Origin of the sequence: Pseudomonas sp. B1-22, assembly GCF_050474425.1 — a bacterium.
Classification (GTDB): Bacteria; Pseudomonadota; Gammaproteobacteria; order Pseudomonadales; family Pseudomonadaceae; genus Pseudomonas.
Genome location: NZ_JBCHVH010000006.1, coordinates 238,403 through 258,891 on the forward strand (window position 1 = coordinate 238,403; position 20,489 = coordinate 258,891).

The 20,489-nt window shown below is 65.4% G+C and carries 17 protein-coding genes; 11 read left to right on the forward strand and 6 right to left on the reverse strand.

The window, feature by feature from the left end; all coding sequences use genetic code 11:
• Positions 1-79 precede the first annotated feature (79 nt).
• Entirely contained in the window at positions 80-1,879 is a 1,800-nt protein-coding gene (locus ACQ5BL_RS23105) for a phosphoethanolamine transferase CptA (protein ID WP_243805357.1), read from the forward strand.
• A gap of 330 nt (positions 1,880-2,209) precedes the next feature.
• Here the strand turns inward: ACQ5BL_RS23105 and ACQ5BL_RS23110 are convergent, their stop codons facing one another.
• Positions 2,210-3,373, reverse strand: a complete 1,164-nt coding sequence (locus tag ACQ5BL_RS23110) for a type III PLP-dependent enzyme (protein ID WP_152220567.1) — start codon at positions 3,371-3,373, stop codon at positions 2,210-2,212.
• A gap of 678 nt (positions 3,374-4,051) precedes the next feature.
• On the opposite strand from ACQ5BL_RS23110, the gene ACQ5BL_RS23115 reads away from it, so the two are divergent.
• On the forward strand, positions 4,052-5,635 hold the full coding sequence (locus ACQ5BL_RS23115; RefSeq protein ID WP_243805356.1) for a peptide chain release factor 3: 1,584 nt from the start codon (positions 4,052-4,054) through the stop codon (positions 5,633-5,635).
• A 176-nt stretch (positions 5,636-5,811) separates the two neighbouring features.
• On the forward strand, positions 5,812-6,264 hold the full coding sequence (locus ACQ5BL_RS23120) for an REP-associated tyrosine transposase (RefSeq protein ID WP_243805355.1): 453 nt from the start codon (positions 5,812-5,814) through the stop codon (positions 6,262-6,264).
• 96 nt (positions 6,265-6,360) lie between these two features.
• Here the strand turns inward: ACQ5BL_RS23120 and ACQ5BL_RS23125 are convergent, their stop codons facing one another.
• Complete coding sequence (locus ACQ5BL_RS23125; protein WP_243805354.1) at positions 6,361-7,374, reverse strand: succinylglutamate desuccinylase/aspartoacylase domain-containing protein; 1,014 nt, start codon at positions 7,372-7,374, stop codon at positions 6,361-6,363.
• Positions 7,375-7,463: 89 nt separating this feature from the next.
• Between ACQ5BL_RS23125 and ACQ5BL_RS23130 the strand changes: the two genes are divergently transcribed.
• Positions 7,464-8,087: a TetR/AcrR family transcriptional regulator gene (locus ACQ5BL_RS23130; RefSeq protein ID WP_243805353.1), complete on the forward strand. Its 624-nt coding sequence runs from the start codon at positions 7,464-7,466 to the stop codon at positions 8,085-8,087.
• A gap of 140 nt (positions 8,088-8,227) precedes the next feature.
• Here ACQ5BL_RS23130 and ACQ5BL_RS23135 read toward each other — a convergent pair whose 3' ends face one another.
• The 4 genes from ACQ5BL_RS23135 to ACQ5BL_RS23150 all read right to left on the reverse strand — a co-directional run bounded on the left by ACQ5BL_RS23135 (position 8,228) and on the right by ACQ5BL_RS23150 (position 12,667).
• Complete coding sequence (locus ACQ5BL_RS23135) at positions 8,228-8,977, reverse strand: ABC transporter permease (protein ID WP_243805352.1); 750 nt, start codon at positions 8,975-8,977, stop codon at positions 8,228-8,230.
• Positions 8,978-8,990: 13 nt separating this feature from the next.
• A complete protein-coding gene (locus tag ACQ5BL_RS23140) occupies positions 8,991-9,701 on the reverse strand; it encodes an ABC transporter permease (protein WP_207883526.1) in 711 nt (236 codons plus the stop codon).
• A 65-nt stretch (positions 9,702-9,766) separates the two neighbouring features.
• Positions 9,767-10,552 carry a transporter substrate-binding domain-containing protein gene (locus tag ACQ5BL_RS23145; RefSeq protein ID WP_207883524.1) on the reverse strand — a complete coding sequence of 262 codons (786 nt, stop codon included), beginning with the start codon at positions 10,550-10,552 and terminating at the stop codon, positions 9,767-9,769.
• A 69-nt stretch (positions 10,553-10,621) separates the two neighbouring features.
• On the reverse strand, positions 10,622-12,667 hold the full coding sequence (locus ACQ5BL_RS23150) for an aminotransferase class I/II-fold pyridoxal phosphate-dependent enzyme (RefSeq protein WP_279577218.1): 2,046 nt from the start codon (positions 12,665-12,667) through the stop codon (positions 10,622-10,624).
• A gap of 295 nt (positions 12,668-12,962) precedes the next feature.
• Between ACQ5BL_RS23150 and arnB the strand changes: the two genes are divergently transcribed.
• The 7 genes from arnB to arnF are packed head-to-tail and all read left to right on the forward strand — an operon-like array spanning position 12,963 to position 20,449.
• Positions 12,963-14,102 (forward strand): UDP-4-amino-4-deoxy-L-arabinose aminotransferase, encoded by a 1,140-nt coding sequence (gene arnB, locus ACQ5BL_RS23155; RefSeq protein WP_243805351.1) that lies wholly within the window; start codon positions 12,963-12,965, stop codon positions 14,100-14,102.
• Positions 14,103-14,109: 7 nt separating this feature from the next.
• Entirely contained in the window at positions 14,110-15,120 is a 1,011-nt protein-coding gene (gene arnC, locus ACQ5BL_RS23160) for an undecaprenyl-phosphate 4-deoxy-4-formamido-L-arabinose transferase (protein WP_243805350.1), read from the forward strand.
• On the forward strand, positions 15,117-17,141 hold the full coding sequence (gene arnA / locus ACQ5BL_RS23165; RefSeq protein ID WP_243805349.1) for a bifunctional UDP-4-amino-4-deoxy-L-arabinose formyltransferase/UDP-glucuronic acid oxidase ArnA: 2,025 nt from the start codon (positions 15,117-15,119) through the stop codon (positions 17,139-17,141). The genes arnC and arnA overlap by 4 nt, the downstream gene beginning before the upstream one ends.
• Entirely contained in the window at positions 17,141-18,025 is an 885-nt protein-coding gene (gene arnD, locus ACQ5BL_RS23170; RefSeq protein ID WP_243805348.1) for a 4-deoxy-4-formamido-L-arabinose-phosphoundecaprenol deformylase, read from the forward strand. The genes arnA and arnD overlap by 1 nt, the downstream gene beginning before the upstream one ends.
• Positions 18,022-19,668, forward strand: coding sequence for a lipid IV(A) 4-amino-4-deoxy-L-arabinosyltransferase (gene arnT, locus ACQ5BL_RS23175; protein ID WP_430293279.1), 1,647 nt, complete (start codon positions 18,022-18,024; stop codon positions 19,666-19,668). The genes arnD and arnT overlap by 4 nt, the downstream gene beginning before the upstream one ends.
• A complete protein-coding gene (gene arnE, locus ACQ5BL_RS23180) occupies positions 19,665-20,009 on the forward strand; it encodes a 4-amino-4-deoxy-L-arabinose-phosphoundecaprenol flippase subunit ArnE (RefSeq protein ID WP_430293280.1) in 345 nt (114 codons plus the stop codon). The genes arnT and arnE overlap by 4 nt, the downstream gene beginning before the upstream one ends.
• Positions 20,006-20,449, forward strand: coding sequence for a 4-amino-4-deoxy-L-arabinose-phosphoundecaprenol flippase subunit ArnF (gene arnF, locus ACQ5BL_RS23185; RefSeq protein ID WP_207883507.1), 444 nt, complete (start codon positions 20,006-20,008; stop codon positions 20,447-20,449). Before arnE ends, arnF begins: the two co-directional genes overlap by 4 nt.
• The last annotated feature ends 40 nt before the right edge of the window (positions 20,450-20,489 follow it).

Below are 20,489 nucleotides of genomic sequence, written 5' to 3' on the forward strand. Positions count from 1 at the left end.
TTCACGCCACTCCTGATAACCTTGCCGGCTTTTTAGGCTGCGGGACTGCAGCCTTCTGTCCCGAATCGACGAGGCGTGTGTGTCTACCACTACTTCCCCTTCCGCCCGCAAAGGCGTCGACTGGGCCGGCCTGGGCTGGCTGCTCCTGTTCTTCTGGTACTTCTCCGGCATTACCCAGCTGCTGATCCTGCTCAGCGGCACCACCGGCTTCGCCGGCTTCCGTGATGCCTTCTTCCTCAGCAGCCTATGGCTCGCCCCGGTCCTGCTGCTGCCACGCTTCACCCGGGGGATTTCCGCGGTCATCGGCCTGGTGCTGTGGGGCGCTTCGCTGGTAGGCCTGAGCTACTTCGGCATCTACCGCCAGGAGTTCTCGCAGAGCGTCATCTTCGTCATGTTCGAATCGAATACCGCCGAAGCCGGCGAATACTTCAGCCAGTACTTCAGTATCTGGCTGTGCCTGGCGCTGCTGGTCTACAGCGTGGTCGCGGTGCTGCTGTGGCGGCGCATCCGTCCGGTCACCCTGCCCCTCTACGCCCGCATTCCGGTGGCCGTGCTGCTGGTGGTGATGAACCTGCTCTACCCCTTCTACAAGCAGATGGTGACCCAGGAGCGCAGCTTCGCCGAGGCGCTGGAGAAGGTGCAGCAGCGCATGGAGCCGGCCGTGCCCTGGCAGCTGGTCGTGGGCTATGCCCAGTACCGCCAGCAGCTGGACAACATGCAGAAGCTGCTGGAACAGAACGCCTCCCTGCCGCCACTGCAGAACCTCAAGGACAGCAGCGGCGAAGCGCCGCGCACCCTGGTGCTGGTGCTGGGTGAATCCACCACCCGCGAGCACATGCACCTGTACGGCTACCCGCGCGAAACCACCCCGAACCTCGACGCGCTGGCCGCCGCCGAGGGCCACAACCTGACGGTGTTCCAGAACGTGGTCTCGCCGCGTCCCTACACCATCGAGGTGATGCAGCAGATCCTCACCTTCGGCGATGAGCAGAACCCGGACAAGTTCCTCACCGATCCGTCGCTGATCAACCTGATGAAACAGGCGGGCTACAAGACCTTCTGGATCACCAACCAGCAGACGATGACCAAGCGCAACACCATGCTGACCACCTTCTCGCAGCAGACGGACGCGCAGTTCTACCTGAACAACCAGCGCAACCAGAACGCCAGCCAGTACGACGGCGTGGTGCTCGAACCCTTCGAGAAGGCCCTGCAGGACCCGGCGCAGAAGAAGTTCATCGTCATCCACCTGCTCGGCACGCACATGGACTATCGCTACCGCTATCCGGAGCAGTACGCCCACTTCAAGGACCGCCAGGGCGTGCCGTCGGCGCTGTCCGACGATCAGGTGGAAACCTACAACTTCTATGACAACGCGGTGCTGTACAACGATTTCGTGGTCTCCAGCCTGATCAAGCGCTATGCCGCGACCGACCCGAACGGCTTCCTGCTGTACCTCTCCGACCACGGCGAGGACGTCTACAGCTCGGGCAACCACGACCGCCTGGGCCGCAACGAAGGCGCCCCGACCCGGCCGATGTACACCATTCCCTTCATGGTCTGGACCTCGCCCAGCTGGCAGGCCGCGCACCCGCGCGACCTGCAGGCGGCCGCCAACCGTCCGTACAGCAGCTCGCACCTGATCCACACCCTGTCGGACCTCGCGGGCCTGAGCTACGACCGCTTCGAACCGGTCAAGAGCCTGGTCAGCGAGCAGTTCGTCGTAGCCCCGCGCTGGATCGGCGACCCCTACAAGAAGGACGGCCTGCACGAGTTCGACAAGCTGCCGCCGACCCAGGCCGCGCAGCAGGAGATCGCCAAGGACGCCAAGTCGCCGGATACCGCACAGACTCCGGCGGAGCAGCCCAACAAGGGTTGAGTCGGTCCTGTTCATGAAAACGCCCCGCACTGCGGGGCGTTTTCATTTCACGATGTGCCGGCCTTTCGTAGGAGCGGACTCCGTCCGCGATCCGGCCCTGCAGCGGGTTCATCGCGGACGAAGTCCGCTCCCACAGTCATCGAGCCCGGCGCAATGGTTCCCACGGAAACTGTCGGGTGTGGCCTCTTGTAGGAGCGAGCTTGCTCGCGAACAGATTCAGCCGGCGGCATCGGTGTTGGGCGGTTCGCGAGCAAGCTCGCTCCTACGAAATACAAACGCCAGAAACGAAAAAGCCCCGCATCGCGGGGCCTTTTCAGTCGAGCCTGAACCTTACAGGTAGAACGCCTTCAGCGGCGGGAAGCCGTTGAATTCCACCGCGCTGTAGCTGGTGGTGTAAGCACCGGTGGACAGCCAGTAGAGGCGGTCGCCGGCAGCCAGGTTCAGCGGCAGGCCGTACTTGTAGTGCTCGTACATGATGTCGGCGCTGTCGCAGGTCGGGCCGGCGATTACCACTTCTTCCAGCTCGCCCTGCTTCTCCACATGGATCGGGAACTTGATGGACTCGTCCATGGTTTCGATCAGGCCGGAGAACTTGCCCACGTCGGTGAACACCCAGCGCTCCACGGCGGTACGCGACTTGCGCGCCACCAGCACCACTTCGCTGACCAGGATGCCGGCGTTGGCGATCAGCGAACGGCCCGGCTCCAGGATGATTTCCGGCAGCTCGTCGCCGAAGTCTTCCTTGAGGAAGCGGATGATCTCTTCGGCGTAGGTTTCCAGGCTGTTGGTCTTGGCGATGTAATTGGCCGGGAAGCCACCGCCCATATTGATCATCTTCAGCTCGATGCCGTCTTCTTCCTTCAGGCGCTCGAAGATGACCTTCACCTTGGCGATGGCCGCATCCCACACGCCGATGTCGCGCTGCTGCGAGCCCACGTGGAAGGACACGCCGTAGGGCACCAGGCCCAGGTCGCGGGCCAGCACCAGCAGATCCATGGCCATGTCGGTCTGGCAGCCGAACTTGCGCGACAGCGGCCAGTCGGCGGAGGTGGAACCCTCGGTCAGGATGCGCACGTAGACCTTGGCGCCCGGCGCGGCCTTGGCGATGTTGCGCAGATCGGCCTCGGAGTCGGTGGCGAACAGGCGCACGCCCTTCTCGTAGAAATAGCGGATGTCACGGGCTTTCTTGATGGTGTTGCCGTAGCTGATGCGCTCCGGGCCCACGCCGGTCTTCATCACCTTGTCCAGCTCGTAGATCGAGGCGATATCGAAGTTCGAACCCTTGTCGCGCAGCAACTCGGTGATCTCGGTGGCCGGGTTGGCCTTCACCGCGTAGTAGATCTTGGCGAACGGGAAGCAGTCGGTCAGCTGGTCGTACGCGTTGGCGATGGTCTGCTTGTCGATGACGACGAAGGGGGTTTCCTGCTTGTCGGCAAACGCCTTCATGCGCTGGAAGGTTTCCGGGGCGAAGTAATCCTCGACCTTGATGGACATGGTTGGGACTCCAAATGGCAAAACACGCAATTGAAAAGAGGGACGGCTCTTATCTTTCGAGCCACGAACGCCTGATCAGTTTCCCCACTTTGGTTCGCCTACTTCCCAAGGCATGTCGCCGAGTATCACCTGGTGCCAGGCGACTCCTGCGACCACTCCCTGGCGTCGTTGCTCCGCCTTGCCGTAGTAGATCTACTGTCTACGGCGAAGCGCCTAGCCATGAAGTGGTCGCAGAAGCCGCTGAGCGAATGTCAGGCTGACTCTCGTCGTCAGTACTTGAGCCGGATGGATCGTTTCCAGCATGAGCGTTCGGGCGCGAACTTTAGGACCAGAGGCAGCACAGATCAATCAAAAATTGCCGCCTTTTCATAACCCTTTGTCGCGATCCGGCGTTTCGTTTCGAATACTTAACAAAACGTCATGGAATGCTGCACAGACGCGGGTTTCAAGAGAGTGACAGGGCCATCCGACCGACCTTTTCCGCCGGGATAAAGAGGTCATGGCCGGTGGGTCGATAGCCTCGGATTCGATTACCGGCTCCCCTTCCGAAGGGACCGCCGGGAGCACAGGTCATCCACCGGGTGCCCGGTGGCGCTGATCGACCGGTCATTTCCCGTTATAATCCCGCGCTTTTGGGCCGATCCGGGCCCACCATCGATTCCAGCCAGGCACGCATCCATGACCCTCCAGGCCGCCGAAGTCGCCAAACGCCGCACGTTCGCGATCATTTCCCACCCCGACGCCGGTAAGACCACCATTACCGAAAAGCTCCTGCTGATGGGCAAGGCGATCGCCGTCGCCGGTACCGTGAAGTCGCGTAAATCCGACCGCCACGCCACCTCCGACTGGATGGAGATGGAAAAGCAGCGCGGCATCTCCATCACTACCTCGGTGATGCAGTTCCCCTACCGCGAGCACATGATCAACCTGCTCGACACCCCCGGCCACGAAGACTTCTCCGAAGACACCTACCGCACCCTGACCGCGGTGGACTCGGCGCTGATGGTCCTCGACGGCGGTAAGGGTGTAGAGCCGCGCACCATCGCCCTTATGGAAGTCTGCCGCCTGCGCGACACGCCCATCGTCAGCTTCATCAACAAACTCGACCGCGACATCCGCGACCCGATCGAGCTGCTCGACGAGATCGAAGCGGTGCTGAAGATCAAGGCCGCGCCCATCACCTGGCCGATCGGCTGCTACAAGGACTTCAAGGGCGTCTACCACCTCGCCGAAGACAAGATCATCGTCTACGTGCCGGGCCACGGCCACGAGCGCATCGAGACGAAGATCATCGACAAGCTGGACTCGGACGAAGCCCGCGCGCACCTGGGCGACCTCTACGAGAACTTCCTCGAAGAGCTTGAGCTGGTGCAGGGCGCCTGCCACGAGTTCGACAAGCAGGCATTCCTCGACGGCGAGATGACCCCGGTGTTCTTCGGTACCGCACTGGGCAACTTCGGTGTCGACCAGGTGCTCGACTGCATCGTCGACTGGGCCCCGCAACCGCTGGAGCGCGGCACCCACGAGCGCACCGTGGCGCCGACCGAGGAGAAATTCTCCGGCTTCGTGTTCAAGATCCAGGCGAACATGGACCCGAAACACCGCGACCGTATCGCCTTCATGCGCATCTGCTCGGGCAAGTACGAGAAGGGCATGAAGATGCGCCACGTGCGCCTGGGCAAGGACGTGAAGATCGCCGACGCGCTGACCTTCTTCTCCAGCGAGCGTGAGCAGCTGGAAGAGGCCTACGCCGGCGACATCATCGGCCTGCACAACCACGGCACCATCCAGATCGGCGACACCTTCACCGAAGGCGAGGCGCTGGGCTTCACCGGCATCCCGCACTTCGCCCCGGAACTGTTCCGCCGCGTGCGCCTGAAGGACCCGCTCAAGTCCAAGCAGCTGCGCCAGGGCCTGCAGGAACTGGCCGAGGAAGGCGCCACCCAGGTGTTCTTCCCCGAGCGCAACAACGACATCATCCTCGGCGCCGTCGGCGTGCTGCAGTTCGACGTCGTCGCCAGCCGCCTGAAGGAGGAATACAAGGTCGAGTGCGCCTACGAGGCGATCAACGTCTGGTCGGCACGCTGGATCGAGTGCAAGGACGAGAAGAAGCTTAAGGAGTTCAAGGACAAGGCGTTCGAGAACCTCTCGGTGGACGGCGGCGGCCACCTGACCTACCTGGCCCCGACCCGCGTCAACCTGAGCCTGATGGAAGAGCGCTGGCCGGACATCACCTTCCGCGCCACCCGCGAACACCACTGAGTTCGCTGCTCAGCAAACGCCCGCCTTGCGCGGGCGTTTTCATTTGCGCCAACGTTTTTTGTAGGAGCGAGCTTGCTCGCGAACAGGACCCCGCAGGTTCGCGAGCAAGCTCGCTCCTACAGTCAGGCCTCTCCTCCTCTGCAATCCTTGGCACTGGATGCCGGGGGAGCTGGGCAATGGCATTTCATGGCAAGGATTTGCGCAATGGACGTCACTCAGTTCCAGGGCAGATCTACTTCGTCACTACAGTGACTCAACAGCGCGAACGCCTCTTCAGCCGGTGGAGCCACGCCCTTGTGGTTGCCAAGGAAATCCATTCGTTCATCCAGCACGCATCTGTCGAAATCCATGCCTGGGTACTGATGCCAGATCACCTGCACTGCCTGATCGAGCTGGACGATATAAATCTCGACGGTTGCATGCAGCAACTCAAATCACGCACAGCAATTGCACTGAACAGATCGATTGGCCGCACCGGAAAAGTCTGGCAATCCGGTTATCACGATCACGCTCTCCGCCGCGAAGAAGACCTGAAAACAGCAGCTCGTTACTTAGTCGCCAACCCTCTACGCGCCGGCCTGGTCCGATCCCTTCGAGACTATCCCTTCTGGAACGCAGTCTGGCTGTAACGTATAGCCCTGTAGGAGCGAGCTTGCTCGCGAACCCAAGCCCCGCTGCGGAATCCGTTCGCGAGCAAGCTCGCTCCTACGAAGAGCAATCCGCTATTACGGATCGAGCGCGCCTGCGCTCCAGGTGCTCGACTGCGCGCCGCCGGTCAGCTTGGCCGCGATGGCGCCCTGCGGGATCAGGCGGTCGCGATAACGGGTCGCGAGAATGCCACTCTGCGGCGAGCGCAGGACGTGCTCGCTGCTCGCATCCCCGGGCCGGGCAACGATGCGGCCGAAGCGCTCCCCCGCCTCGATCCATTCGCCCAGTTCGCGCTCGAACACCAGCACGCCAGCGGCCGGAGCGAACACGGTCTCCATGAAACCAATGGGCGTGGCGACACCTTTCCACTCGGGCAGCGGTTCAGCATCCGTCACCACCCCGCGCGCGCCGAGGAAGCGATAGATCCCATCAGCATCCTGGCGCGCCAGCGCATCGCTGACGTCGCCCTGCCCACGCAACTCGACCGTGGCCACCAGGCGCCCGTCGAGGCGCTGCTCGGCAAGCCAGGGGGCGATCACCACCTCCTCGAAGGCACCGTCGCTGTCGCCCTCCCAGATGATCGCAAGCTCCGCGCGCAGCGCCGCGGCGAGGTCCCGGCCGGCAGGCCAGAAGCATTCGTGCAGGTAGACGTACTGCAGCGCCTCGTCGTCGGTGTGCAGGTCGAGCACGATGTCCGCCGGTGCGGCCAGTTCGGCCAGGCGCTTCTGCCAGAGGGTGAGGTTGTCCAGGGTGCCCGTGGCCGCCGCCGAAGCGGGGAAACCCCGGTTGAAATTGCGCGCGCTCGCATCGTGATGACGACCGAGGATACGGCCCTGGCGGAACTGCCCGATGCCGATGGGATTGGCCTGCGGCACCACCGTCACACTGCCGTTCAGCGCGCCCTTGCGCGCCGCTTCGCGCAGGCGCGGCAGCAGCTCGTGGAGCACCAGCATCCCGGCGATTTCATCGGCATGCACACCCGCTTGCAGGTGCACCTTCGGCCCCGGCTTTCCACCATCGACGCGCCAGGCACGCACGCACAGCTCGGCGCCGGAATCCCCGGGTACGCTGAAGGAAACGTCCTCGATCATATGTCCTCTCCTCTGTCCGAATTGCCCATGGAAATCTTCTTCGGCGCCTCCTAGTATCGGAGCCACTCGCCATCCCAGAAGGACGCCCCGTGGATATGCCCCGCCAGAAAGCCCAGCGCGCCACCTCCGAGGAACGCCGCGACCATCTGGTCCGCGCCTGCCTCAAGTGCCTGGTCGCCGATGGCCACGCGGGTATTTCCGTGCGCCGCATCGCCAAGGAAGCCGGTGTAGCCGTGGGCCTGGTGAACCACCACTTCGGCAGCATCGACGCCCTGGTCGCCCAGGCCTACGAGACCCTCGCCGGCGAAGTCACCCGGGCGCTCCACGAACAGGTCGACGCCGCCGGCGATGCCCCTGCGGCGCGCATGGAAGCCTTCCTCACCGGCTCCTTCTCGCCCCAGGTCCTCGACCCCGACCTGCTCAGCCCCTGGGTGGTGTTCTGGAGCCTGATCCGCCACTCGCCGCCGGTGAACGACGCCCACGAGCGCGGCTACCAGAGCTACCTCACCCTCCTGGAAACACTCATCAGCGACCTTGCCGCCGCCGAGGGCTTCAAGGTCGCGCGCCCGCGCCTGGCCGCCATCGGCCTCTCCGCCATGCTCGACGGACTCTGGCTGGAATGGTGTCTGAACCCGGCCACCTTCAGTGCCGCCGACGGACTGGAGCTGAGCCGTTGCTGGGTGGAAGGGCTGCGCCGAGGTGCCTATTCCTGACGATCTGCTGCGCGTCGGCTGGATGTCGTTGGGCGGCGCTCTCAGATGCTCATTTACTGGCGTAAACTCCGCTCCTCGAGCCCCACCCGCCTAATCCAGCTCTAGCTCGCGAGATCGTAATGCGAGCCATAAATCCACAATCAAACAGCCGTACGCGGTCGCCGCTTGCCCAGCCAGGAGCGTTGCGTCCTGCCCTGCGCCCCGCCGCGAATCGGCGTGCTGCGCTCCAGCACGGCGAAACCGGCCTCGATGATGAAGGTCAGGCAGATGTAGATCGCCGCCACCAGCAGCAAGGGTTCATAGACGTTGAAGGTCTGCGCGCGCACCACGTTGGCCGCGCCGAGCAGGTCGACCACGGCGATGGTGGACGCCAGCGCGGTGGACTTGAGCAGCATCACGCTCTCCCCCGCCAGGGTCGGCAGCAGCAGGCGGATCGCCCGTGGCAGCCAGACGCGGTAGAGCACCAGCGTACGGTTCATGCCGAACGCCGAAGCGGCCTCCAGCTCGCCGCGCGGCACGGCCTTCAGGCCGCCACGCACCACCTCGCCGACGTAGGCGCCGACCGACAGGACCAGTGCGATGACGATGTACCAGAAGCCATCGCGCAGATAGGGCCAGAGGAAGCTGCCGCGGATCAGCGGGAACTGCGCGAACAGGCTGCCCAGGCCGTAGTAGAAGATGTAGATCTGCACCAGCAGCGGCGTGCCGCGGATCACGCTGGTGTACGCCAGCGCCAGGCGTGCGACCAGGAAGTTGCGCGACATCCGCGCCAACGCCACGCCCAGTGCGAGCGCAAAGCCCAGGACGGCGGAAATCAGCAGGATGATCAGGGTGGTGCCCAGCCCCTTGAGCAGCAGGGCACCGTAGATGAATAGCCAGTGTTCGTTCATCGCCGCGCCTCGTTCAAACCGCCGGAATCCAGCGGCGGAAGCGCCGCTCCAGGTAACCTGCGAACAGGTTGGAAAGCACGGTGAGCACGTAGTACAGCGCCGCCGCGGTGAGGTAGAAGGTCAGGTAGTGACGGGTGGAACCGGCCGCCTGCTTGGCGGTGTAGAGCAACTCGTTGGTGCCTACCACGCTGATCAGCGCGCTGTCCTTGATCAGGTTGACCCAGAGGTTGGCCATGCCGGCCAGCGCGTTAGGGGCCATGATCGGCAGGGTCACGCGGCGGAACAGGCCGAAGCCATGCATGCCGTAGGCCCGTGCCGCTTCGATCTGCCCGTAAGGGATCGCCTGGATCGCGCCACGGAAGATCTCCGAGGCATAGGCGCCCTGCACCAGGCCGAGCACGACGATGGCCACCATCATCCCGTTGAGTTTCACCTCGCCGAAGCCGGCCCAGGCGAAAAGCTGGTTCAGCCCCATGGAGCCGACGTAGAACAGCAGCAGGATCAGCAGCAGTTCCGGCACCGCCCGGCACAGCGTGGTATAGCCGCGCGCAAGCATCGCCAGCGGGCGGGGTCCGCCGATCTTGGCGCTGGCGGCAGCGAGGCCGATCAGCAAACCGACCAGGAAGGCGCCGACAGAAATCTGCAGGGTGACCAGAAGCCCCTTGAGCAACGCCGGGCCCCAGCCCATGGGGCCGAAGCCGATCAGGTCGAAGATGCTTTGCATGACCTTCTCCAAAATTGGACGCCCGCGCCCAGAACGGGCGCAGGTCTATCCACTGACGCGAGGGGTTATTGCTTGGGCGCGACGCTCATGCCGAAGTACTTGTCCGACAGCGCCTTGTAATCGTCGCTGGCCAGCAGCTTGCCGATGGCATCGTTCATCTTCGCCTTCAGCGCGGTGTCGTCCTTGCGCATGCCGGCGCCAACGCCACGGCCAAAGATCGGGTCGTACTTCACTTCGCCCTTGTTGACGATGCCGGCGGCTTGCGCGTCCGGCGACTTGATGAAGGTCGCCACGGCGATGCCGTCGGCCATCATCAGGTCGATGCGCCCGGCCACCAGGTCGGCGTTCACCGAGTCCTGGGTGTCGTAGTAGCGCACGTCGGCGATCTTCTCGTAGTACTTCTTCAGGTAGTTGGCACTGACGGTGGAGATCTGCACGCCGATGGTCTTGCCCTTCAGGCCGTCAGGGGTGATCTGCAGGTCCACGGCCTGGGGCGCGGCCACAGCCACCGGGGTGTCGTAATAGGGGCGGCTGAAGGCGATCTGCTTCTCGCGCTCCTCGGTGATCGACAGGGAGTTGAAGATCACGTCGATCTTCTTCGCCAGCAGCGCCGGGATGATGCCGTCCCAGGCCACTTCGTCGATCTCGCAGGTGGCTTTCATCTCGGCGCAGACCTTGCGGATCAGGTCCGGCTCGAAGCCGACCCAGCTGCCGTCGGGCTGCTTCTGCGAGAACGGCGGATAGGGTTCGGCGGCCAGGGCGAAACGAATCGTCTCGGCCTGCGCGCTGACCGCGCCGGCCATGAGCATCGTTGCACCCACCACCCAGTTGCACAGACGTTTCTTGTTCATCGTGATCCCTGCCTTGTTTTCGATTGTTATGGGTCACGCTCATCGATGGCGCCGTCAGCGCGGCATCGGTCAGCGATTCTGGTGCGCGTTGACGAACTGCCGGCAGCGCTCGCTGCGCGGCCGCGAGAAGACTTCCTCGGGCGTGCCTTCTTCTTCGATCAGGCCCTTGTGGAGGAACGCCACGTGGCTGGAAACGTCGCGGGCGAAGGCCATTTCGTGGGTGACCAGGATCATGGTCCGCCCCTCCTCGGCCAGCGAGCGAATCACCCGCAGCACTTCGCCGACCAGCTCCGGGTCCAGCGCCGAGGTCGGTTCGTCGAACAGCATGACCTTCGGCCGTACCGCCAGCGCGCGGGCAATGGCCACGCGCTGCTGCTGGCCGCCGGACAGGAACGCCGGGTAGGTGTGACGCTTCTCCGCCAGGCCGACGCGCTCCAGCAGCGCCTCGGCGCGCTCGCGGGCCTCGGCCTTGCTCTCGTGAAGAACGAAGGTCGGCGCCTCGATCAGGTTCTCCAGTACGGTGCGGTGCGGCCACAGGTTGAAGTTCTGGAACACCATGCCCAGCTGCGAGCGGATGCGGGTCAGCTGCTTCTGGTCGGCCACCATCGGCTCGCCGTGGCGGTTGCGGGTCAGGCCGATGGTCTCGCCATTGACGGTGACCGTGCCCTGGTTGGGAATCTCCAGCATGTTGATGCAGCGCAGCAGGGTGCTCTTGCCCGAGCCGCTGGCACCGATCAGCGAGATCACCCCGCCCTCGCGAGCCGACAGCGACACACCCTTGAGCACCTCGAAGTCGCCGAAGCGCTTGTGCAGGTCGCGGACTTCGATGACGGGTTTGGTGGCGGGCTGTGCCTGCTCCTGTAGGAGCGGACTCCGTCCGCGATCAGCCTCGGCACGCGGGACATCGCGGACAGAGTCCGCTCCTACGGCGCGATTGGCGCTCGCCGGAAGGGATTCGACGAAGCGAATGATCCGCGCACAGGCCTCGGCCATGCTCTCGTCGCTCAAACCGAACGACAGCCGCACGAAACCCTCCGCCTGCGGGCCGAAGGCCGCTGCATCCAGCACCGAAACGCCAGTGGCATGGAACAGCTGCCAGGAGAAGTCCAGCGAACTCAGTCCCGTGTCGCGCACGTCCACCATGACGAACATGCCGGCCTCGGGCTTCAGAACTTTCACACGCGGGCAGTCGCTCAACGCGGCGACCACCAGATCGCGGCGACGGCGATAGATCTCGCGCATCGACGACACCACGTCGTCGTGCCGCTCCACCGCCACCCGCGCGGCTTCCTGAACGAAGCCCGGCAGGCCGTAGAACATGTTCAGCGCCAGGTTTTCCAGATGCGCGACCAGCGTCGGATTGGCGACGACCCAGCCGGTGCGCCAGCCGGTCATGGCATGGGATTTCGACAGGCTGCCGATGCTCAGGGTGCGCTCGGCCATGCCTGGCAGGGCGGCGAAACTCTGGTGCTCGCGCTCGAAGGTCAGGCCTTCGTAGACCTCGTCGACCACTACCCACAGGTCATGGGCCTTGGCCAGTTCGGCGATGGCCAGCAGCTCTTCGCGATTGAGGACGACGCCGGTGGGGTTGTTCGGGTTGGCGAAGAAGATCGCCTTGGTGCGCGGGGTAATCGCGGCGGCCAGGTCGGCGGCCACGGGGCGGAAGCCGTTGCTGGCGCGGGTCGGCACAGCTACCAGCGCGGCGCCGGTGGACTTCAGGGTAGCTTCGTAGGTGACGTAGACCGGGTCGAAGACGATCACCTCATCGCCCGGTTCCAGCAGGCACATGGCGGCGGCGAACAGGCCGTTCTGCGCGCCGGCGACGACGATGACGTTCTCGGCCGTCATCGCCTGCCCGCATCGTCGTTCATGCAGCGCAGCGATGGCCTGGCGCAGCTCCGGGCGCCCGGCCACGTCGCTGTAGTGGGTATCGCCCGCGCGCAGCGAGGTGACGGCGGCCTCGGTAATGAAGTCCGGTGTGGCGAAGTCCGGGTCGCCAACGCTCAGGACGATCACATCCCGGCCTTCGCGCTGGGCGGCGATGGCCGCGTAATGAATGTCCCAGGCGGCAACGCCGGGCCCGACCATCCTGTCCACAAGCGACGAATAACGCATGCGAGAACCTCATCCGAATGACGGCATGTCCGACGGGTATTGGAATTTTTGTCCGTCAGAGCGTGGGGCCAACATACGCCAGGAATGAACGAGTGTTCAACAGCGATTCCCGACATTCCCATGTCGTTTTCAGAACGATCCCAACATCCTCCCACCCGGGGTCGGATAGGCTGTGCGCCCCCGTCGACAAGCCCGATTACAGTTTCACCACAAGCACTTAACGGGTTCTTAACGTATCCCCAGCTACCTTTCCTACACTCAAGTAGCGCGGCCCCCGCCCATCAGGACTCATAACATGGACATGAACTTCCTCCCCTTCTCCCGCCCCAGCATCGGTGACGAGGAGATCCGGGCGGTCAATGAGGTGCTGCGCTCGGGATGGATCACCACCGGCCCGCGGAACCAGGAACTGGAACAGCGCTTCGCCCAATCCATCGGCTGCAAGCACGCCGTGGCACTGGCCTCGGCCACCGGCGGCATGCACATTGCGCTGCTCGCGCTGGGCATCGGCCCGGGCGACGAGGTGATCACCCCGTCGCAGACCTGGGTGTCCACCGCCAACATGATCTGCCTGCTGGGCGCCACTCCGGTGTTCGTCGACGTCGACCGCGACACGCTGATGACCGACGCCGCGCGCATCGAGGCGGCGATCACCCCGCGCACCCGCGCCATCATCCCGGTGCACTATGCCGGCGCCGCCGCCGACATGGACCCGATCAACGCGTTGGCAAAACGCCACGGCATCCCGGTGATCGAAGACGCCGCCCACGCCGCCGGTACCCGCTACCGTGGCCGCCCGGTCGGCCAGACCGGCACCGCGATCTTCTCCTTCCATGCGATCAAGAACATGACCTGCGCCGAGGGCGCCATGTTCGTTACCGACGACGACGCCCTCGCCGATCGCGTGCGCATGCTCAAGTTCCACGGCCTGGGCGTGGACGCCTACGACCGCCTGACCCATGGCCGCAAGCCGCAGGCCCAGGTGATCGAGCCCGGCTTCAAGTACAACCTCTCCGACATCAACGCATCCATCGCCCTGGTCCAGCTCGACCGCCTGGAAGCGATCAACGCGCGCCGCGCCGAACTGGCGGCGGCCTACCAGGAACGCCTGGCCGGCCTGCCGGTGGAACCCCTGGCTCTGCCGGACTACCCGCAGCACCACGCCTGGCACCTGTACATCCTGCGCATCGACGCCGAACGCTGCGGCATCGACCGCGACGGTTTCATGCAGGCGCTGCAGCAACGCGGCATCGGCAGCGGCATCCACTTCATCGGCAGCCACCTGCACAGCTACTATCGCCAGCGCTACCCGGACGTAGCCCTGCCCAACACCGAATGGAACTCGGCCCGCCTATGCTCGATCCCGCTATTCCCCGACATGACCACCGGCGACCTCGACCGCGTGGTGGAAGCTATCGAAACCATCACCCGGTAACGCCATCGTGAAAGCCTATCCGATCAACCTCGTGTCCATCGTCATCCCGGTGTACAACGAAGAAGCCAGCCTGCCCGAGCTGCTGCGCCGCACCAGCGCCGCCTGCGAGAAGCTGGACCGCGACTACGAGATCATCCTGATCGACGACGGCAGCCGCGACGGCTCCGCCGACCTGCTCCTGGAAGCCGCCGAAGCTCCCGGCAGCCACGTCGTCGCGGTGATCCTCAACCGCAACTATGGCCAGCACGCGGCGATCATGGCCGGCTTCGAAGAATGCCGGGGCGACGTGATCATCACCCTCGACGCCGACCTGCAGAACCCACCGGAGGAAATCCCGCGCCTGGTCGAACAGGCCGCGCAGGGCTACGACGTGGTCGGCACCGTGCGCCAGAAGCGCCAGGACTCGGCCCTGCGCCGCTGGCCGTCGAAGCTGATCAACCTCGCCGTGCAGCGCTCCACCGGGGTTGCCATGAGCGACTACGGCTGCATGCTGCGCGCCTACCGCGCGAGCATCGTCAAGGCGATGCTCGCCTGCCGCGAGCGCAGCACCTTCATCCCGATCCTGGCCAACAGCTTCGCCCGCCACACCACCGAGATCATGGTCGCCCACGCCGAGCGCGAACACGGCGAGTCGAAGTACGACTTCATGCGCCTGATCAACCTGATGTTCGACCTGGTCACCTGCATGACCACCACCCCGTTGCGCCTGCTGTCGCTGGTGGGTGGCGCGATGGCGGTGGCCGGCTTCGGCTTCGCCCTGCTGCTGCTCTTCCTGCGCGTGATCTTCGGCGCCGCCTGGGCCGGCCACGGCACCTTCGTGCTGTTCGCCGTACTGTTCACGTTCACCGGCGTGCAGCTGGTCGGCATGGGTCTGCTCGGCGAGTACCTGGGCCGCATGTACAACGACGTGCGCGCCCGCCCACGCTTCTTCATCGAGCGCATCGTCCGCCAGCGGACCACGCTCGAAACCCGCACAACCACCCCTTCTTCCTCTTCTCTCGAGTCTCTCCAGCCATGACCCAGCAGACCATCGTCTTCGCCTATCACGACATCGGCTGCACCGGCATCGAAGCGCTGCTCGCCGCCGGCTACCAGATCGACGCTGTCTTCACCCACGCCGACGACCCGAAGGAAAACCGTTTCTACGGCTCCGTCGCCCAGCTCTGCGCGCGTCATGGCATCCCGGTACATGCGCCGGAAGACGTCAACCACCCGCTGTGGATCTCGCGCATCCGCGAACTGCAGCCGCGCTACATCTTCTCCTTCTACTACCGCAACCTGCTGGGCGAAGAGCTGCTGGAGTGCGCCTCCGAAGGCGCCTTCAACCTGCACGGCTCGCTGCTGCCGCGCTACCGTGGCCGCGCCCCGGCCAACTGGGTGCTGGTCAACGGCGAGACCGAGACCGGTGTCACCCTGCACCGCATGGTCAAGCGCGCCGACGCCGGCGCCATCCTCGCCCAGCAGCGCGTGGCCATCGATGCGGACGACACCGCCCTGATCCTCCACGGCAAGCTGCGCCAGGCCTCCCGCGAGCTGCTGGACGACGCCCTGCCCAAGCTGGCCAAGGGTGAGCTGACCGAAGTCGCGCAGGACGAGTCCCGCGCCAGCTACTTCGGCCGCCGCACCGCCGCCGACGGCGCCATCGACTGGCAGCGTCCGGCCCGCGAACTGCACAACCTGGTCCGCGCCGTCACCCAGCCCTACCCCGGCGCCTTCGCGCCCGTGGGCGATCGCAAGCTGATCGTCTGGAGCTCCCGCGTGGCCAGCGGCAACAACGGCCAGGCTCCGGGCTCGGTGCTCTCCGTCGACCCGCTGCGCATTGCCTGCGGCGAAGACTCGCTGGAAATCCTCTCCGGCCAGCAGGGCGACGCCGGCCTGTTCCTCGCCGGCCCGCAACTGGCCCGCGAGATGGGCCTGGTGGAAGGCTCGCGCCTGCACGGCGCCGCGCGCAAGGCCAAGCGCAAGACCCGCGTGCTGATCCTCGGGGTCAACGGTTTCATCGGCAACCACCTGTCCGAGCGCCTGCTGCGCGACGGCAACTACGAAGTCTACGGCCTGGACATCGGCTCCGACGCCATCGAGCGCCTGCGCAGCAACCCGGACTTCCACTTCGTCGAGGGCGACATCAGCATCCACACCGAGTGGATCGAGTACCACATCAAGAAGTGCGACGTGGTCCTGCCGCTGGTGGCCATCGCCACCCCCATCGAGTACACCCGCAACCCGCTGCGCGTGTTCGAGCTGGACTTCGAGGAAAACCTCAAGCTGGTCCGCTACTGCGTGAAGTACAACAAGCGCGTGATCTTCCCCTCGACCTCCGAGGTGTACGGCATGTGCACCGACGCCAACTTCGACGAAGACAAGTCGAACCTGGTGGTCGGCCCGATCAACAAGCAGCGCTGGATCTACTCGGTCTCCAAGCAGCTGCTCGACCGCGTCATCTGGGCCTATGGCCAGAAGGGCCTGAAGTTCAGCCTGTTCCGTCCGTTCAACTGGATGGGCCCGCGCCTGGACCGCCTGGACTCCGCACGCATCGGCAGCTCCCGCGCCATCACCCAGCTGATCCTGCACCTCGTCGAGGGCACCCCGATCCGCCTGGTGGACGGCGGCGCGCAGAAGCGCTGCTTCACCGACGTGGACGACGGCATCGAAGCCCTGGCCCGCATCATCGACAACGAAGGCGGCCGCTGCGACGGGCAGATCGTCAACATCGGCAACCCGGACAACGAAGCGAGCATCCGCCAACTGGGCGAGGAGCTGCTGTGCCAGTTCGAAGCCCACCCGCTGCGCGACCAGTTCCCGCCCTTCGCCGGCTTCCGCGAAGTGGAAAGCCGCAGCTTCTACGGCGACGGCTACCAGGACGTGTCGCACCGCAAGCCGAGCATCGAGAACGCCCGCCGCCTGCTGAACTGGGAGCCCACCGTCGAACTGTCCGAGACCATCGGCAAGACGCTGGACTTCTTCCTGCGCGAAGCCCTCGCCGAGCGCGAAGGCGGCGCAGCGCACGCCGTGCCGCTGAAAAACAAAAGCATCGCGTAATGCAGGCAGGACTGCGTATCGATGTGGATACCTACCGGGGCACCCGTGAAGGCGTGCCCCGGCTCCTGGATCTTCTCGACGAAGCCGGCATCAAGGCGACCTTCTTCTTCAGCGTCGGCCCGGACAACATGGGCCGCCACCTGTGGCGCCTGATCCGCCCGCAGTTCCTGTGGAAAATGCTGCGCTCCAACGCCGCCGGGCTGTACGGCTGGGACATCCTCCTGGCCGGCACCGCCTGGCCGGGCAAACCCATCGGCCGCGACCTCGGCCACCTGATGCGACGCGCCAGCGAAGCCGGCCATGAAATCGGCCTGCATGCCTGGGACCATCACGGCTGGCAGGCCAATGCCGGGCGCTGGAGTCCGGAGCAGCTGGTGGAGCAGATTCGCCAGGGCGTCGACACCCTCGCCGACATCATCGGCAAGCCGGTGGAATGCTCCGCCGCCGCCGGCTGGCGGGCCGACGAGCGCGTGGTAGAGGCCAAGGAGCGCTTCGGCTTCCGCTACAACAGCGATTGCCGGGGTAGCGCACTGTTCCGTCCGCTGCTCGACGATGGCCGCATTGGCGCGCCGCAGATCCCGGTGGACCTGCCGACCTACGACGAAGTGGTGGGCCCGCAGGTGTCCGCCGCCGGCTTCAACGACTTCATCCTCCAGCGCTTCCGCAAGGACGCGCTCAACGTCTACACCATCCATGCCGAGGTAGAAGGGATTCTCATGGCCGAGACTTTCCGTCAGTTGCTCGGGCGCGCCCGACAGGACGACATCCAGTTCAAACCCCTGGGCCGGCTGCTGCCGGACACCCTCTGTACCCTTCCTGTCGCCCGCCTGGTGCGTGGCGAACTGGCCGGCCGCGAAGGCTGGCTGGGGGTGCAGCAGGCATGAAGCGCCTCGCCTACCCGACGCTGCTGGCGGCATTCGTGCTCTGTATCCTGTTGCCACTGGGTTTCCACGGCCTGTGGATTCCCGACGAAACCCGCAACGCGCAGATCGCCCAGGCCATGGTGGAAAGCGGTGACTGGGTGTCGCCCCACCTGCTGGGCCTGCGCTATTTCGAGAAACCCACCGGCGGCTACTGGCTGATCGCCGCGAGCCAGGCGGTGTTCGGCGAGAACCTGTTCGGCGTGCGCTTCGCCTCCGCCCTGGTCACCGCCCTCAGTACCCTGCTGGTGCTGCTGGTAGCCCGGCGCCTGTGGAACGACCCGCGCCGCACCTGGGCCGCCGGGCTGTTGTACGCCAGCTTCGGATTGATCGCAGGCCAGGCCGGCTACGCCAACCTCGACCCGCAATTCACCTTCTGGGTGAACCTCAGCCTCGCCGCCCTCTGGTTCGCCTTCGACGCCGCCACGCCGCGCGGGCGCATCGCCGCCTGGAGCCTGCTCGGCGCGGCCTGCGCCATGGGCCTGATGACCAAGGGTTTCCTCGCCCTGCTCCTGCCGGTGATCGTCGGCCTGCCCTATGCGCTGCTCAACCGGCGCTTCATGGACCTGCTGCGCTACGGCCCGCTGGCCGTGCTGGTGGCGGCGCTGGTGTGCCTGCCCTGGGCGCTGATGATCCATGCCCGCGAGCCGGACTTCTGGAACTTCTTCTTCTGGCACGAGCACATCCGCCGCTTCGCCGGCGAGGACGCGCAGCACGGCCGGCCCATCTGGTTCTTCGTGCCGCTGCTGTTCGCCAGCGCCCTTCCCTGGGCGGTGCTGGTGATCCCCGCGCTGCGCAACGGCTTCAGCCGCCTGCGTGATCCGCGCACGGGCTTCCTGCTGCTCTGGTTCCTCATGCCGTTCCTGTTCTTCAGCCTGGCCAAGGGCAAGCTGCCGACCTACATCATGCCGTGCTTCGCGCCGCTGGCCCTGCTGATGGCCGACCGCCTGGCGGACGCCCTGCAGCAGGGGCGCCAGCGGATGCTGCGCATCAACGGCGCGCTCAACCTGCTGATCGGCCTGCTCGCCCTGATCGCGCTGGTGGTCACGCAACTGCGTCATCCGATCTACAAGGACGAAACGCCCAGCGTGCTGATGGTCGGCATCGTCTGCATCGCCTGGCTGGTCTGCGGCGCCCTGCAACTGCTGCGTCCGACCCGACTGTGGGCCGCCCCGGCGTTCGGCCTGTGGATACTGGTGGCGCTGCTGCCCGCGGCCATGCCCAACCACATGGTCAACAGCAAGATGCCCGACCAGTTCGTCCTCGAACACCTGGAAGAGCTGCGCAGCGCCGACAGCCTGCTGAGCAACGACCTGGGCGCCGCCACCGCGCTGGCCTGGCGCACCGGGCGCAGCGACGTCGATCTGCTCAATACCGTGGGCGAACTGAAGTACGGACTCGGCTATCCCGAGGGCGCCGGCCGCAGCATCCCGCTGAGCGACGCCCAGGCCTGGATCGCCCAGGCCCGCGCCAAGGGCTCGGTCGGCGTGCTGCTGCGGGTCAACGGCGCCAGCGACGAGGAAGACCTCGCGCAGATGCCGAAGGACGCCATCAGCTACCGGCAGAACTACCTCGTCGTGCTGCTGATCCCGAAGGCTGCGCCGTGATCGCCCTATTGCTGGCCAGCGTGTGCCTGCTGACCTGCCTGGGGCAGATCGCGCAGAAGCTTGCGGTGGAAAGCTGGCGGGGCCGTGAACTCGACTGGCTGACGCAGCTGCTCAGCCCCTGGCTACTGCTGGCCGTCGCCTGCCTGGGCAGTGGCCTGCTGCTCTGGCTGCTGCTGCTGCAACGCCTGGACGTGGGGCTGGCCTACCCCATGCTCAGCCTGAATTTCGTACTGGTGACCTTTGCCGCACGGGCGCTGTTCCACGAACACATCGACGCCCGCCACTGGTGTGGCGTGGCGCTGATCGTTGCCGGCGTGGCCCTGCTGGGGCTGCAGTCATGAGCGCCTGGCGCGGCGTCGGTCTCGCCCTGGGCAGCGTGCTGCTGGTCAGCAGCGCACAGCTGGGCATGCGCTGGGGCATGACGCGCCTGCCGCCGCCCCTGCAATGGCTCGACTCGCTCGGCAGCCTGGACCTCGCCGCCCTGGCGGTGCTCGCCGGCGCGGTGCTGGCCTATGCGTTGTCGATGCTCTGCTGGCTGATCGCCCTGAACCATCTGCCGCTGAGCCGCGCCTATTCGCTGCTCAGCCTGAGCTATGCCCTGGTCTACCTCGGCGCCGCCTGGCTGCCGGGCCTGGGCGAGCCGTTGAGCCTCTTGCGCACGCTGGGCGTCGGCCTGGTGATCGCCGGTGTGATCACCATCAACGCGCCGCGCCGCCGCGACGGAACAAACGTCATGAAATCCGGCGACCCTCGCCGCCACAAAATCACACAGTACGAATGACCCCTGAACCGGTCATGAGCCCTCAGCGGGAGAGCACAGC

Excerpts from the sequence above, each read along its gene's own strand:
- ACQ5BL_RS23110 (WP_152220567.1), bottom strand. The coding sequence starts at position 3,373 with ATGTCCATCAAGGTCGAGGATTACTTCGCCCCGGAAACCTTCCAGCGC.
- ACQ5BL_RS23115 (WP_243805356.1), top strand. The coding sequence starts at position 4,052 with ATGACCCTCCAGGCCGCCGAAGTCGCCAAACGCCGCACGTTCGCGATC.
- ACQ5BL_RS23120 (WP_243805355.1), top strand. The coding sequence starts at position 5,812 with ATGGCATTTCATGGCAAGGATTTGCGCAATGGACGTCACTCAGTTCCA.
- ACQ5BL_RS23125 (WP_243805354.1), bottom strand. The coding sequence starts at position 7,374 with ATGATCGAGGACGTTTCCTTCAGCGTACCCGGGGATTCCGGCGCCGAG.
- ACQ5BL_RS23135 (WP_243805352.1), bottom strand. The coding sequence starts at position 8,977 with ATGAACGAACACTGGCTATTCATCTACGGTGCCCTGCTGCTCAAGGGG.
- ACQ5BL_RS23140 (WP_207883526.1), bottom strand. The coding sequence starts at position 9,701 with ATGCAAAGCATCTTCGACCTGATCGGCTTCGGCCCCATGGGCTGGGGC.
- ACQ5BL_RS23145 (WP_207883524.1), bottom strand. The coding sequence starts at position 10,552 with ATGAACAAGAAACGTCTGTGCAACTGGGTGGTGGGTGCAACGATGCTC.
- ACQ5BL_RS23150 (WP_279577218.1), bottom strand. The coding sequence starts at position 12,667 with ATGCGTTATTCGTCGCTTGTGGACAGGATGGTCGGGCCCGGCGTTGCC.
- arnB (WP_243805351.1), top strand. The coding sequence starts at position 12,963 with ATGGACATGAACTTCCTCCCCTTCTCCCGCCCCAGCATCGGTGACGAG.
- arnA (WP_243805349.1), top strand. The coding sequence starts at position 15,117 with ATGACCCAGCAGACCATCGTCTTCGCCTATCACGACATCGGCTGCACC.
- arnD (WP_243805348.1), top strand. The coding sequence starts at position 17,141 with ATGCAGGCAGGACTGCGTATCGATGTGGATACCTACCGGGGCACCCGT.
- arnT (WP_430293279.1), top strand. The coding sequence starts at position 18,022 with ATGAAGCGCCTCGCCTACCCGACGCTGCTGGCGGCATTCGTGCTCTGT.
- arnF (WP_207883507.1), top strand. The coding sequence starts at position 20,006 with ATGAGCGCCTGGCGCGGCGTCGGTCTCGCCCTGGGCAGCGTGCTGCTG.